Annotated in this window: 9 protein-coding genes; 4 read left to right on the top strand and 5 right to left on the bottom strand. The window is 63.7% G+C overall.

The genetic code is table 11. The features are described from left to right. Positions 1 to 44: 44 nt before the first annotated feature. Both AC07OP_RS06085 and AC07OP_RS06080 read right to left on the bottom strand, forming a co-directional pair. A complete protein-coding gene (locus AC07OP_RS06085; RefSeq protein WP_495101050.1) occupies positions 45 to 1,745 on the bottom strand; it encodes an acid phosphatase in 1,701 nt (566 codons plus the stop codon). A gap of 169 nt (positions 1,746 to 1,914) precedes the next feature. Beyond that, entirely contained in the window at positions 1,915 to 3,333 is a 1,419-nt protein-coding gene (locus tag AC07OP_RS06080) for a short-chain fatty acid transporter (protein WP_027606949.1), read from the bottom strand. Between the two features lie 185 nt (positions 3,334 to 3,518). On the opposite strand from AC07OP_RS06080, the gene AC07OP_RS06075 reads away from it, so the two are divergent. Next, positions 3,519 to 4,808, top strand: a complete 1,290-nt coding sequence (locus tag AC07OP_RS06075) for an MFS transporter (RefSeq protein WP_495101051.1) — start codon at positions 3,519 to 3,521, stop codon at positions 4,806 to 4,808. A 3-nt stretch (positions 4,809 to 4,811) separates the two neighbouring features. On the opposite strand, the gene AC07OP_RS06070 is transcribed toward AC07OP_RS06075, so the two are convergent. Continuing rightward, positions 4,812 to 6,182 (bottom strand): GntT/GntP/DsdX family permease, encoded by a 1,371-nt coding sequence (locus AC07OP_RS06070; protein WP_065938407.1) that lies wholly within the window; start codon positions 6,180 to 6,182, stop codon positions 4,812 to 4,814. Between the two features lie 185 nt (positions 6,183 to 6,367). Between AC07OP_RS06070 and AC07OP_RS06065 the strand changes: the two genes are divergently transcribed. Genes AC07OP_RS06065 through AC07OP_RS06055 form a run of 3 tightly spaced genes read left to right on the top strand, consistent with a single transcriptional unit; the run spans position 6,368 to position 11,878 of the window. Further along, positions 6,368 to 7,588, top strand: a complete 1,221-nt coding sequence (locus AC07OP_RS06065) for a TolC family protein (protein WP_495101052.1) — start codon at positions 6,368 to 6,370, stop codon at positions 7,586 to 7,588. An 18-nt stretch (positions 7,589 to 7,606) separates the two neighbouring features. After that, on the top strand, positions 7,607 to 8,713 hold the full coding sequence (locus tag AC07OP_RS06060) for an efflux RND transporter periplasmic adaptor subunit (RefSeq protein ID WP_495101053.1): 1,107 nt from the start codon (positions 7,607 to 7,609) through the stop codon (positions 8,711 to 8,713). Positions 8,714 to 8,731: 18 nt separating this feature from the next. Further along, entirely contained in the window at positions 8,732 to 11,878 is a 3,147-nt protein-coding gene (locus AC07OP_RS06055) for a CusA/CzcA family heavy metal efflux RND transporter (protein ID WP_495101054.1), read from the top strand. Here the strand turns inward: AC07OP_RS06055 and AC07OP_RS06050 are convergent. Together AC07OP_RS06050 and AC07OP_RS06045 are read right to left on the bottom strand one after the other, a co-directional pair. Then, a complete protein-coding gene (locus tag AC07OP_RS06050; protein WP_115486542.1) occupies positions 11,802 to 13,238 on the bottom strand; it encodes a heavy metal sensor histidine kinase in 1,437 nt (478 codons plus the stop codon). The two genes, AC07OP_RS06055 and AC07OP_RS06050, sit on opposite strands and share 77 nt — an antisense overlap. Further along, positions 13,235 to 13,909, bottom strand: a complete 675-nt coding sequence (locus tag AC07OP_RS06045) for a heavy metal response regulator transcription factor (protein WP_027606942.1) — start codon at positions 13,907 to 13,909, stop codon at positions 13,235 to 13,237. The genes AC07OP_RS06050 and AC07OP_RS06045 overlap by 4 nt, the downstream gene beginning before the upstream one ends. Positions 13,910 to 14,031 lie beyond the last annotated feature (122 nt).

Below are 14,031 nucleotides of genomic sequence, written 5' to 3'. Positions count from 1 at the left end.
ACCGCGTGCTAAATCGCCAGGCATGTCGCTATTGGATAAGCGTCCTACACGCTGAACTGCAACGCGTTGCTCAAATCCCCCATGGGTTTCTGGCCCCGGGCAATCATGGCGTCATCGCGTTGCTTGAGCCCGTCCAGGGTCTCCAGCTGGAAGACCCGCGTAATCAAGCGCAGGATCGACGCGGTGTCGTACACCGTATGGTCCACGGTGCCTTTGCGCGCGAAGGGCGAGACCACCAGCGCCGGAACCCGTGTGCCTGGGCCCCAGCGGTCGCCTTTGGGCGGGGCGACGTGGTCCCACCAGCCGCCGTTTTCATCGACGGTCACCACCACCACCATGTTTTTCCACTGCGGGCTTTCCTGCAGCACCTTCAAGGCGCGGACGATGTGGCGGTCGCCCGACGCCACGTCGGCGTAACCGGCGTGCATATTCAGGTTGCCCTGGGGCTTGTAGAAACTCACCGCCGGTAGCTTGCCGGCCTGGGCATCGGCGAAGAACTTATTGGTGCTCGCCTCATCGCCCAAACCGCCGTCGCGCAGGCGCTTGTCACGCTCGGCACGGTTCTCGGGGCCCTGCTGCTTGAAATAGTTGAACGGCTGGTGGTGGTACTGGAAGTTGGGGATCTTCGGGATACCGCCCGAATCCTTGAACTGATCCAGCGTCGCTTGCCACGCCCCGGCGTACCAGGCCCAGTCGACGTTCTTTTTCGACAGCTTGTCGCCGATGTGCTCATGGGTCTGCGGCACCAGCACGTTGGGCAGGTCGGCTTTTGCGTAGTCCGGGTTTTCCGGGTCACGAATCCAGGTCGGCCAATACGGCGGCGCCAGGGTGTTCACGCCGTAACCGTCCGGGGTCAGCGCGCTGGGGCCGAATTGCGGCGGGCCGGTCATGGCGCTCGCCGGGGATTTATCCAGCGGTTTGAGACGCGGGTCGGTGGGGTCATCGCTTTGCAGCGTGGCGATCTGCGCCTTGGCCACCGACTGCGCGGCATTCGGGTAGAACGGCGCGGTGGCGCTGATCAGGTATTGATGGTTGAGGAACGAGCCACCAAACGCGCCCTGGAAGAAGTTATCGCAGAGCACAAACGCCTGGGCGACATCCCACAGGCGCAGGGAATAACGGCTCTGGGCGTAATGGCCCATGACCAGGCCGCCAGCGTCGGCCCAGGCGACGAAACCGTCGTTCTTGCCGCCGTTGATCTGCATCTGGTTCTGGTAGAACACGTGCCACAAGTCGCGGGTGACCAGGTTCAACGGCAGGTCTTCGGCGTTCGGGCCCTTGAGGGCGAACGGGGCGTTGGGCAGGTTTTCCTGGAATTGCACTTCGCTGGGGTAAGTCACCCCGTCCACGCTTTGCGGGCCCACTTGCAGCACACCGCCCCAGGCCGGGGGCAGGGTGGTCAACAGGCTGCCGTCGCGGTCGCGCTGTTGCGTGTCGGCGGCGGAAAGCCCCGACAGGGGTTTCTCAACGCCTGGGAAGTCCGCAAACAGATTGTTGAAACTGCGGTTCTCGGCATAGATCACCACCACGGTCTTCACCTGGTCGTGCAATGCCTTGTCCAGCTCCTGGGGCGTGAGCGGCCGCGCCACCGGCTTGCCGGGCGCCTCACCGCCATTGCCGCAGGCACTCAAGGTCGCGCCAACCCCCAACACCGCCGCGCCCCCCAGGAAGCGCCGACGGCCGGTGTCTACCGGCGGTTGGGCTATGGCATCGGGGGAAGGGCGGTCTTCGTGATCATCACTCATTGCGGGGAGTCCTTGCTGGCGAGATGTTGCAAGATATTTCGCAGGACGGTAGCAATGCAATGTGACGGAATTAAGGCAGCTGCAAGCCTCAAGCCTCAAGCTTGAGGCTTGAGGCTTGAGGCTTGAGGCTTGAGGCTTGAGGCTTGAGGCTTGAGGCTTGCAGCTGATCCTACGGCATGACGGGCGGCAGATACTTCAATGTCGTCCCCAGCGCCCACAGCAGGAACAGCACCAACGGTGTGTGCACCAGCAACTGCACAAACGAAAACCCGATCAAATCCCGCGCCTTCAACCCCAACACTCCCAGCAACGGCAGCATGTAGAACGGGTTGATCAGGTTCGGCAGCGCCTCGGCCGCGTTGTAGATCTGCACCGCCCAGCCCAGGTGGTACTGCAGGTCATTGGCCACTTGCATCACATAAGGCGCTTCGATGATCCACTTGCCGCCGCCTGACGGAATAAAGAAGCCCAGCACTGCCGAGTACACGCCCATCAGCAGTGCATACGTGTCGTGGGAGGCGATGGACGTGAAGAAGGTCGAGATATGGTGCGCCAGGGTCTGGCCGTCGCCGCCCTTGACCACGGTCATCAGCGCCGCAATCGAGCCGTACAGCGGGAACTGGATCAACACGCCGGTGGTGGTCGGCACTGCACGGGCCACCGCATCGAGGAAGCTGCGCGGGCGCCAGTGCAGCAGGGCGCCGACCATGATGAACAGGAAGTTGTAGGTGTTCAGCCCCGAAATCGCGCTGATCGCCGGCTTGGTCGAGAACTCATGGAACAACCAGCCCGCCGCCAGCAATGCCAGCAGAATGGTCAGCAACGGGCTGTGTTCCAGCCATTCGCCGGGGCGGCCCGGTGGTTGCAGCTTGGGCAGGTTGAAGGCCGGGTCGACGCCACAGGCCTTGGCGTCACGGGCGCTGTTGGGGCCGGGCGCGGTGGCGTAGGCGATGATCAGCGACACCACGATCAGTGCCAGCAACAGCACCCCGGATTGCCACAGGAAGATGGTGTCGGTAAACGGGATCACCCCGGTGATCGACAGGATCGACGGCGGCAAGCTGGCCGGGTTGGCCTGCAATTGTGCGGCTGACGACGACAGCCCCAGCGCCCACACCGCGCCCAACCCAAGATAGGCCGCCGCACCCGCAGCACGGTAGTCCATGCGCAAATCCGTACGACGGGCCAGCGCACGTACCAGCAAGCCACCGAACACCAGGGACAGGCCCCAGTTGAGCAATGACGCCACCATGGAGATCAACGCGACCCACGCCACGGCTGAGCGGCCGTTCTTCGGGATACGCGCCAGGCGGTCGATCAGCTTGACCGCCGGTGGCGAGCTGGCGACCACGTAGCCACCGATCACCACGAAGGCCATCTGCATGGTGAACGGGATCAGGCTCCAGAACCCGTCGCCAAAGGCCTTGGCGGCTTCGGTCGGCGCGGCGCCCATGCCCAGGGTCGCCACGGCGACGATGATCACGGCGAGGGCGGCGAACACCCAGGAGTCGGGGAACCAGCGCTCGGCAAAGTTCGAGCAGCGCAGGGCAAAGCGGGCATAGCGGCTTTCTTCGATAGCATCGGCCACGAGTCTTTCCTCTTGTATTTATTATGGTGTCGGCAATTTTTCGGCATGTTCCTCCACGGCCATTGATATGGGAATGCAGTTATCTTCATCGATCCATGAGGAAAACAAATATATCTGCCGCGATTGCCATCAACCGGCGCAGCTCATAACCTGCACGCAATTTTGTTTGTCTGCCGAGCCTCAACATGACTGCCACCTCTGTTCCACAGGCGCAGCGTTTTTCCCGCTCCGACTACAAAACCCTGGGCCTGGCCGCCCTGGGTGGCGCCTTGGAAATCTACGACTTCATTATCTTCGTGTTCTTTGCGCTGACCCTCAGCCAACTGTTCTTCCCGCCGGAAATGCCCGAGTGGCTGCGCCTGCTGCAAAGCTTCGGCATCTTCGTCACCGGTTACCTGGCGCGCCCGTTGGGCGGCATCCTGATGGCGCACTTCGCCGATCACCTGGGGCGCAAGCGTGTGTTCAGCCTGAGCATCCTGATGATGGCGTTGCCTTGCCTGCTGATCGGGATCATGCCTACCTACGCACAGATCGGTTATTTCGCACCGCTGATCCTGCTGCTGCTGCGCGTGCTGCAAGGTGCGGCGGTGGGCGGTGAAGTGCCCAGCGCCTGGACTTTCGTCGCCGAACACGCACCGCGCAACCATCGTGGTTATGCCCTGGGCTTCCTGCAAGCCGGCCTGACCTTCGGCTACCTGCTCGGTGCGCTGACTGCCACGCTGCTGGCGCAGGTCTTCACGCCGGCCGAAATCCTCGACTATGCCTGGCGCTTCCCCTTCCTGCTCGGCGGTGTGTTCGGCGTGATCGGCGTGTGGCTGCGGCGCTGGCTCAGCGAAACCCCGGTCTTCCTCGAAATGCAGGCCCGCCGCCAGGCCGCTGCCGAGCTGCCGCTGCGCACCGTACTGCGTGACCATCGCGCCGTACTGTTGCCGGCGATGATCCTCACCTGCGTGCTCACTTCCGCCGTAGTGGTATTGGTGGTCATCACCCCGACCATGATGCAGAAAACCTTCGGCATGAGCCCCAGCCACACCTTTGCCTTGAGCGCCCTGGGCATCGTCTTCCTGAATATCGGCTGCGTCCTCGCCGGCCTGCTGGTGGACCGTATCGGTGCCTGGCGCGCGGTGCTGGTCTACAGCCTGTTGCTGCCGGTGGGTATTTTCCTGCTGTACGCCAGCCTGATCAGCGGCGGCATCTGGCTTGGCGCGGCGTACGCGCTGGCGGGCTTGAGTTGCGGGGTGGTGGGCGCGGTGCCGTCGGTGATGGTCGGCCTGTTTCCGGCGCAGGTGCGGGTGTCGGGTATTTCCTTCACCTACAACATCGCTTACGCACTGTGGGCGAGTACCACGCCGCTGATGCTGATCGCGCTGATGCCGACCAGCCCGTGGATTTGCGTGGGGTATTGCGTGGTGATGGGCGCGGTGGGGGTGGTGTGTGTGACGCTGTTTGGCAAGCGCCACACCTTGGCGGCCTGAAGATCAGGTCAAGAAGTGCCACAGCACCAGCGTACCCACCAGGCCGACGACCGAAACAATCGTCTGCAACACCGACCACACCCAAATCGTCTGCTTCAGCTGCAAGCCAAAGTACTCGCGCACCATCCAGAACCCCGCATCATTGACGTGGCAGAAGAACACCGAACCTGCGCCGATCGCCAGCGCCACCAGTGAGCTTTGCGTCGCCGCCAACCCGGCCATCATCGGCGCGAGGATGCCGGCGGTCGTGGTGGTGGCGACCGTGGCCGAGCCGGTGGCCTGGCGCAGCGCCACGGCGATCAACCAGGCCAGCAGCAGGTACGGCATGTGCGCGCCTTCGGCGACTTTGCTGATGGTCTGGCTGACGCCGGCGTCGAGCAGGGTTTGCTTGAGGCCGCCGCCGGCGCCGATGGTCAGCAGCAACACGGCGATGGGCGCGAGGGCCTTGCGCAGGGTGTTGCCGACCTCAGCGCGCGGCATCCCGGCGGCCCAGCCCAGGCAGATCACGGCGGCGATCACTGCCAGGCCCAGGGCGATCAGCGGTTCGCCGAGGAACTTCAGGGTCAGGCCCACGCTGCTTTCCGCTGGCAGCGCGACTTTGGCCAGGGTGCTGCCGAGCATCAGAATCACCGGCAACAGAATGATCAGCAATGACACGCCAAAGCTCGGCTGGCGCGGGGCCTTGGGCGGGGCGCTGAACAGCGCGCCGATGTCGGCCGGCTCATCCACATGCAGGCGCCTGGACAGCCAGTTGCCATAGAGCGGCCCGGCGAGGATCACCGCCGGCACCGCCAGGCAAAAGCCCAGCAACATGGTCAGGCCCAGGTCGGCGTGCAACGCGCCCACCGCAATCAGCGGCCCCGGGTGCGGTGGCATCAAGGCGTGCAAGGTGGTCATGCCCGCCAGCGCCGGGATGGCGATTTTCAACAGCGGCTGGTTCGAACGTTTGGCCATCACAAAGATGATCGGCACCATCATCACCAGGCCCACTTCGAAGAACAGCGGCAGGCCGATCACCATCGCCACCAGCGCCATCACCCATGGCAACGACTTGCCCTTGCCCAGCCCGAGCAGGGTGGTGGCGATGCGGTCGGCCGCGCCGGATTCCGCCATCAGCGCACCCAGCATCGAGCCTAGCGCAATGATGATCCCGGCCTCACCGAGGATCGCCCCGGCGCCCTTGCTGAAGGCCTTGGCCACTTCTTCTGCTGGCAGCCCGGCGCCGACCCCGGCGATAAAGGTGCCGATCAGGATCGACAGGAACGGCGGCAACTTGGTCGCGCTGATCAGCACGATGATGCTGGCGATGGCCAGCAGTACGCAGAGCATGAGACGGGTGTCGTGAACCATCCACGCGGCAGTCGATAACGCCAAGGCGAGACTCCTTATCGAACAGGTTGGGAAAATTGTTTCTTTTTGTTTCCTGTCCCAGAAGCATACCTGATAACGCCCGCCCCAGAGCCATTGCTGTCGGATTTGTAATCTTTGCTCCACCGCTCTGATAAGTCGCGAACGCTACATTCTCCCGGCTTTTACTTTATGGGCGTGGAACTCTCGTTATGGCAATTTCCGTTAGAAAGTTGGTGGGGGCGACGCTGTTGTGGGGAACTGCCAGCATTGCCCAGGCACAAACTCTCACCCTCGACACCGCCCTGCAAACTGCCTTCGCCAACAACCCCGACCTGGCGGCTGCGCAATGGGACATCGAGATCGCCGAGGGCGGTCGCCAGCAGGCCGGGTTGATCCCCAATCCGGTGGCGTCCTGGGATGCCGAAGATACACGTCGCGATACGCGCACCACCACCCTCAAGCTCAGCCAAACCCTGGAACTGGGCGGCAAGCGCGGTGCCCGCATTGACGTGGCGACGCGTGCCCAGGACGCCGCCGCACTGGCCTTGGAACAGCGCCGCAATACGTTGCGCGCCGACGTGATCGAGGGCTACTACGGTGCCCTGCGTGCCCAGGAACGTGTCGATCTGGCGCAACGCTCCCTGGCGTTGGCCGAGCGCGGCCTGGTGGTCGCCAACGGCCGCGTGACTGCCGGCAAATCCTCACCGGTGGAAGCCACGCGGGCCCAGGTGCAGTTGTCGGAGATCCGCCTCGAACTCAACCGCGCGCAAATGGGCCTCACCGACGCCTATCGCCGCCTGGCCGCCAGTACCGGCAGCGCGGCGACCGACTTCCGGGCCGTCGCCACGCCAAGCCATTCCACACCGCCTTTGCCGTCCGCCACACAACTGTTGGCGCGCCTTGAACAGACCGCCGAACTGCGCCTGGCCGAACTGCAGATCGTGCAGAACGAAGCCAGCGTGGGCCTGGAAAAAGCCCAGCGCATTCCCGACCTGGATGTGTCCATCGGCAGCCAGTACGACGCCAGTGTGCGCGAGCGGGTGAACCTGGTCGGCGTGTCGATGCCGATACCGTTGTTCAACCGCAACCAGGGCAACGTGCTCGCCGCCACGCGCCGTGCCGATCAGGCCCGCGACCTGCGCAACGCTGCTGAATTGCGTTTGCGCACCGAAACCCGCCAGGCCCTGGACCTGTGGCAAACCGCGAACAGCGAAGTGCGCGCATTCAACCAGCAGATCCTGCCCGCCGCCCAAAGCGCGGTGGACAGCGCCACTCGCGGCTTCGAGATGGGCAAGTTCAACTTCCTCGACGTGCTCGACGCCCAGCGCACCCTGATCGCGGCGCGCACCCAATACCTTGCGGCCACCGCCCAGGCCACCGATGCCTGGCTGCGCATCGAACGGATTTACGGCGACCTCGCCCGGTTTTGATTTTTTCTGGAGTGCCTTATGAACAAACGACACGGCGTGGCGCTTGCCGTCGCCTTGGGCCTGATGCTGTCCGGCGTGGCCAACGCCGAGGAAGAAGAAGGCACCCTCGAGCTGACTGAACAACAAATCCAGGCCGCCGGCATCGAGCTCGCCGAGGCCCAACCCCGGTCGATCAGCACATTGCTGACGCTGCCAGGGGAGGTGCGTTTCGACGAAGACCGTACCTCGCATATCGTCCCGCGCGCGGCCGGTGTGGTGGAATCCGTGAAGGTCAATCTTGGCCAGGCGGTGAAGAAGGGCGAGTTGCTCGCGGTGATCGCCAGCCAGCAGATTTCCGACCAGCGCAGTGAGCTGGCGGCCAGCGAGCGTCGGGTTGAACTGGCGCGTATTACCTTCCAGCGTGAACGCCAGCTGTGGCAGGACAAGATTTCCGCCGAGCAGGATTACCTGCTGGCGCGCCAAACCCTGCAAGAAGCCGAAATCGCGCTGAACAATGCGCGCCAAAAAATGACCGCGCTCAGCGGCAACACCGTGCTGGCCGGCGGCAATCGTTACGAACTGCGTGCGCCGTTCGCGGGCGTGGTGGTGGAAAAGCACCTCGGTGTCGGCGAGGTGGTGAGCGAGACCAGTAACGCCTTTACGCTGTCTGAGCTGTCCCAGGTGTGGGTCACCTTCGGCGTATTTCCCAAGGATTTGAACAAGGTCCGGCTCGGCAAACCGGTGAAAGTCAGCTCCACGGAAATGGGCACCGACGTGCTGGGCACCGTGGCCTATGTCGGCAATTTGCTCGGCGAGCAAACGCGCACCGCCACCGTACGTGTGACGGTGCCCAACCCCGACGACGCCTGGCGCCCAGGACTGTTCGTCACCGTGCAACTGGCCACCGATACCTACCAGGCCAAGGTCGCCGTGCCGCAAACGGCGATCCAGACCGTCGAGGAAAAACCCTCGGTCTTCGTACGCACGCCTGACGGTTTTATCACCCGCCATCTCGAGCTTGGCGCCAGTGAAAACGGCTACGTCGAAGTGCGCCAAGGCCTGGAGGCCGGAGCTCAGGTGGCCACCACCGGCAGCTTCATCCTCAAGTCCGAATTGGGCAAGGGCTCGGCCGAGCACGCCCATTGATCCTGCGAGTGATTTCCCATGTTTGAGCGCCTTATCCAATTCGCCATCGAGCAGCGCATCATCGTGCTGCTGGCGGTGCTGTTGATGGCCGGTGTCGGCATTGCCAGCTATCAGAAACTGCCCATCGACGCGGTGCCCGACATCACCAATGTGCAGGTGCAGATCAACTCGGCGGCGGCCGGTTTTTCGCCGCTGGAGACCGAGCAGCGCATTACCTTTCCCATCGAAACCGCGATGGCCGGCTTGCCGGGCCTGCAGCAGACCCGTTCGCTGTCACGCTCCGGCTTGTCCCAGGTGACGGTGATCTTCAAGGACGGCACCGATCTGTTCTTCGCCCGCCAGTTGGTCAACGAGCGCCTGCAAGTGGCCCGCGAGCAATTGCCTGTGGGGATTGAAACCGCGATGGGGCCGATTTCCACCGGCCTCGGGGAAATTTTCCTGTGGACCGTGGAGGCCGAGGAGGGCGCACGCAAGGACGACGGCACGCCCTACACGCCGACCGACCTGCGGGTGATCCAGGACTGGATCATCAAGCCGCAACTGCGCAACGTGCCTGGTGTGGCCGAGATCAACACCATCGGCGGCTTCGCCAAGGAATACCAGATCGCCCCCGACCCCAAGCGCCTGGCGGCCTATAACCTGACCTTGAACGATCTGGTCACGTCGCTGGAGCGCAACAACGCCAACGTCGGCGCCGGCTACATCGAGCGCAGCGGCGAGCAGCTGTTGATCCGCGCGCCGGGGCAGGTGGCGTCCATCGACGATATCGCCAATATCGTCATCACCACGTCCGACGGCACGCCGATCCGCGTGCGCAATGTCGCCCAGGTCGAGATCGGTCGTGAACTGCGGACCGGCGCCGCCACGGAAAACGGCCGCGAAGTGGTGCTGGGCACGGTGTTTATGTTGATCGGAGAAAACAGCCGCACGGTGTCCCAGGCGGTGGCGTCCAGGCTCGAACAAATCAACCGTTCGCTGCCCGAAGGCGTGGTGGCGGTGACCGTCTACGACCGCACCAACCTTGTCGAAAAAGCCATTGCCACGGTGAAGAAAAACCTCTTCGAGGGTGCGCTGCTGGTGGTCGCGGTGCTGTTCCTGTTCCTCGGCAATATCCGCGCGGCGCTGATCACCGCGATGGTGATTCCCCTGGCGATGTTGTTCACCTTTACCGGCATGTTCACCCACAAAGTCAGCGCCAACCTGATGAGCCTCGGCGCGCTGGACTTCGGCATCATCGTCGACGGCGCGGTGGTGATCGTCGAGAACGCCATCCGCCGCCTGGCCCATGCGCAGCAGCGCCATGGCCGCCTGCTGACCCGCAGCGAGCGCCTGCACGAGGTGTTCGCGGCGGCCAAGGAAGCGCGGCGTGCGCTGATCTTCGGGCAGCTGATCATCATGGTCGTGTACCTGCCGATCTTCGCCCTCACCGGGGTGGCCGGGAAGATGTTCCACCCCATGGCGTTCACCGTGGTAATCGCGTTGTTGGGGGCGATGATTTTGTCGGTGACCTTCGTGCCTGCGGCGATTGCGCTGTTCGTGACCGGCAAGGTCAAGGAAGAAGAAAACCTGGTGATGCGTACCGCGCGCCGGGCCTATGGGCCGGTGCTGGATTGGGTGATGGCGCGCCGGCCACTGGTGTTCGGCCTGGCCGTGCTGACCATTGTTGCGTCGGGCGTGGTGGCCAGCCGCATGGGCAGTGAGTTTATCCCCAGCCTCAGCGAGGGCGACTTCGCCCAACAGGCCCTGCGCGTGCCCGGCACCAGCCTGACGCAATCGGTGCAGATGCAGCAGCAGCTGGAAAAAACCTTGATGGCCCAGGTGCCGGAAATCGAACGGGTATTCGCCCGTACCGGTACGGCGGAAATCGCCTCCGACCCGATGCCGCCGAATATTTCCGACAGCTACGTGATGCTTAAACCGAAGACGCAATGGCCGGACCCGAACAAATCCCGCGAAACCCTGATCGCCGATATCCAGCGCGCCAGTGCGATTGTGCCGGGCAGTGCTTACGAGTTGTCGCAACCGATCCAGCTGCGTTTCAACGAGCTGATTTCCGGGGTGCGCAGTGATGTGGCGGTGAAGGTGTTCGGCGACGACATGGCGGTGCTCAACACCACCGCCGCAGACATTGCCGAGACCCTGCAAGGCCTCGATGGCGCGTCGGAAGTGAAGGTCGAACAGACGTCCGGCCTGCCAGTGCTGACCATCAATATCGACCGTGACAAGGCCGCGCGCTTTGGCCTGAATGTCGGCGATGTGCAGGACACCATTGCCGTCGCCGTCGGTGGGCGCCAGGCCGGTACCCTGTATGAAGGTGACCGGCGTTTCGACATGGTCGTGCGCTTGTCCGACGCGCTGCGTACTGATATCGACGGCTTGTCGCGGCTGTTGATTCCAGTGCCGGCGCTGGCCGGGAATGCGGCGGGGCAGTTGGGGTTCATTGCGTTGTCCCAGGTCGCCAGCCTGGACCTGGTGCTCGGCCCGAACCAGATCAGCCGCGAGAACGGCAAGCGCCTGGTGATCGTCAGTGCCAACGTGCGCGGGCGGGATATGGGGTCGTTCGTGGAAGAGGCCGAGGCGGCGATCACGGCGCAGGTAAAAGTCCCGGCAGGTTACTGGACCACCTGGGGCGGCCAGTTCGAACAGTTGAAGGAAGCCGCCGAGCGTTTGCAGATCGTGGTGCCGGTGGCGTTGCTGCTGGTGTTCGGGTTGCTGTTCATGATGTTCAACAACCTCAAGGACGGGCTGCTGGTGTTTACCGGGATTCCGTTCGCGTTGACCGGCGGGATCATGGCGCTGTGGTTGCGCGATATTCCACTGTCGATCTCGGCAGGCGTGGGCTTTATCGCCTTGTCCGGCGTGGCGGTGCTCAACGGCCTGGTGATGATTGCCTTCATCCGCAACCTGCGCGAGGAAGGACGCTCGCTGTCGGTGGCTATCCGCGAGGGCGCGCTGACCCGCCTGCGCCCGGTATTGATGACCGCGCTGGTGGCCTCCCTGGGGTTTATCCCCATGGCCCTGGCCACCGGCACCGGCGCCGAAGTGCAGCGTCCGTTGGCGACGGTGGTGATCGGCGGGATCATTTCTTCTACCTTGCTGACCTTGCTGGTGCTGCCGGCGTTGTACCAGTGGGCCCATCGCAAGGAAGAGGAAACACCAGGCTGAACCGTGTAAACCGGCCTGGCTGGCTGCTGACGTCGGCGTGCCCCTGATGCAGCTGCATGATCGACTGCACAATGGCCAGCCCCAGCCCCGTGCCACCTTCGGCGCGGGTACGGCTGCTGTCGGCGCGGTAGAAACGTTCGAACAGATGCGGCAGGTGGTGCGCTTCGATGCCACGCCCGGGGTTGCCCACCGACAACGCCACGCTCTGGTCGTAGGTCTCCACCAGCAGCAGCACGCTGGAGCCTTCGGGCGTATGGCGGATGGCATTGGACAGCAGGTTGGAAATCGCCCGCTGGATCATCAGGCGATCGCCCGTCACCCAGGCGTCGCCGCGCAGGTTGAGGGTCACGTGTTTGTCTTCGGCGCTGAGGGCGAACAGCGCCATCACCCGTTGTGCTTCTTCACCCAATGACACCGGGCCAAACCCGGCCCGCGCCGCCGGATGGCTGACCTGGGCCAGGAACAGCATGTCGGAGACGATGCGCGACAGGCGTTCCATTTCCTCGGTGCAGGATTCCAGCCCCGCCTTGTATTCCTCCGAGGGCCGTTCGCGGGACAGGGTCACCTGGGCCTTGCCCATCAGGTTGGTCAGCGGCGCGCGCAGCTCGTGGGCGAGGTCGTCGGAGAACTGCGACAGCTGCTGCACACCGGCGTCCAGGCGACGCAGCATTACGTTGATGCTTTGCGCCAACTCGCCCAGCTCCTGGGGCAGGTTGTCGATGGATAAACGGTGGGTCAGGTCCTGGGTCGTTACCTGGGCCGCGACATGGCTGAACTGCTTCAACGGTGCCAACCCACGCTGCACCAGCCACCAGGCGCCCATGCCAATCAGGATCAACAGCATCGGCAGGGCGATGAGGGTAGCGCGCAGGTAGGCGCTGAGCAGGGCCTGGTCATCCCTGCGGTCCAGCGACAGCAACACCCGTACGCGCTCGCCGCTGGCCAGGCGCATCAGGCTGGAGGCGCTGAGTACCTGGTTGCCGTCCTGGTCTTGCCAGTTGAGGTAACCGAGGGTTTCCCGGGGGGAAAAGTCGGTCAGCAACGGTTCCTGGGGTTTGGCACCGACACTGAGCAGCACCGCGTTATCGGGTGCGGTGCCGACGATGGTCAGGTAGAAATTGTCGTGGCCCATCACCAGGTCCAGCAACGAGTGGGGGCGGGCTTTGATTGCGTGGGTGTCCAGGCCCAGCGCGAGGCTGTGCTGGAGCTGTTCCATCTTGCTTTCCAGGCCCTTGCGCGCGAGCTTTTCCAGCTCATGGGTCAAGGCCAGGTAGGCCAGGGTCGCCAGCAGCACCACCAGCCCGGCGCCCATGAGGCTGACCGTCAGCCCCAGGCGCATCGACAGACTGCTGGTCCTCATTGACGCGCCTCCAGCACATAACCCACGCCGCGAATGGTGTGGATCAGCTTGACCTCGCTCTGGTCATCGACCTTGCCCCGCAGGCGGCTGATGGAGACCTCGACCACGTTGGTGTCGCAGTCGAAGTTCATGTCCCACACCAGCGAGATGATCTGCGTGCGGGTCATCACTTCGCCGGCCTGGCGCATCAGCACATGCAGCAGGGCGAATTCCTTGGTGGTCAGGTCGATGCGCCGGCTGCCGCGATAGGCGCGATGGCGACGCGGGTCCAGCTCCAGGTCCGCGACGCGCAGCACATCCGGCAGCGGGATATGTTCGCTGCGGCGCAGCAAGGTGCGCACACGGGCCAGCAGTTCGGGGAACTCGAAGGGTTTGACCAGGTAATCGTCGGCGCCCATGTCCAGGCCCTTGATCTTGTCGGCCAGGCGGCCGCGCGCGGTCAGCATCATCACGCGCTGGTTGCCGTCCCGGCGCAGTTGTTCCAGTACCTCCCAACCGTCGGTGTTGGGCAGGTTCACGTCGAGGATCACCAGTTCGTAGGTGTGCTGCCGGGCCAGGTGCAGGCCGTCGATGCCGCTGGCGGCGCAATCGACGACGTAGCCACTTTCGGTCAGGCCTTGCTGCAAGTAATCGGCGGTTTTCTGCTCGTCCTCAACCACAAGGATACGCATGGGGATTTACCTTCAAGGAAAACGAAAGGAGATGGCCTCATAGAGGCTTGAATAGGCTGTAGGAAAACTCTGAAGCCTGAAGTAGCTTTAGGGTCAAGCCGCGTCAGGCCGGTGCGACGATT

The sequence above is a fragment of the Pseudomonas sp. GW821-FHT09D08 genome, assembly GCF_059416305.1.
The sequence above is the reverse complement of the archived record's forward strand: the minus strand, read 5'-3'. Positions and strand labels throughout refer to the sequence as shown.

Excerpts from the sequence above, each read along its gene's own strand:
- AC07OP_RS06065 (WP_495101052.1), top strand. The coding sequence starts at position 6,368 with ATGGCAATTTCCGTTAGAAAGTTGGTGGGGGCGACGCTGTTGTGGGGA.
- AC07OP_RS06055 (WP_495101054.1), top strand. The coding sequence starts at position 8,732 with ATGTTTGAGCGCCTTATCCAATTCGCCATCGAGCAGCGCATCATCGTG.
- AC07OP_RS06075 (WP_495101051.1), top strand. The coding sequence starts at position 3,519 with ATGACTGCCACCTCTGTTCCACAGGCGCAGCGTTTTTCCCGCTCCGAC.
- AC07OP_RS06050 (WP_115486542.1), bottom strand. The coding sequence starts at position 13,238 with ATGAGGACCAGCAGTCTGTCGATGCGCCTGGGGCTGACGGTCAGCCTC.
- AC07OP_RS06085 (WP_495101050.1), bottom strand. The coding sequence starts at position 1,745 with ATGAGTGATGATCACGAAGACCGCCCTTCCCCCGATGCCATAGCCCAA.
- AC07OP_RS06060 (WP_495101053.1), top strand. The coding sequence starts at position 7,607 with ATGAACAAACGACACGGCGTGGCGCTTGCCGTCGCCTTGGGCCTGATG.
- AC07OP_RS06045 (WP_027606942.1), bottom strand. The coding sequence starts at position 13,909 with ATGCGTATCCTTGTGGTTGAGGACGAGCAGAAAACCGCCGATTACTTG.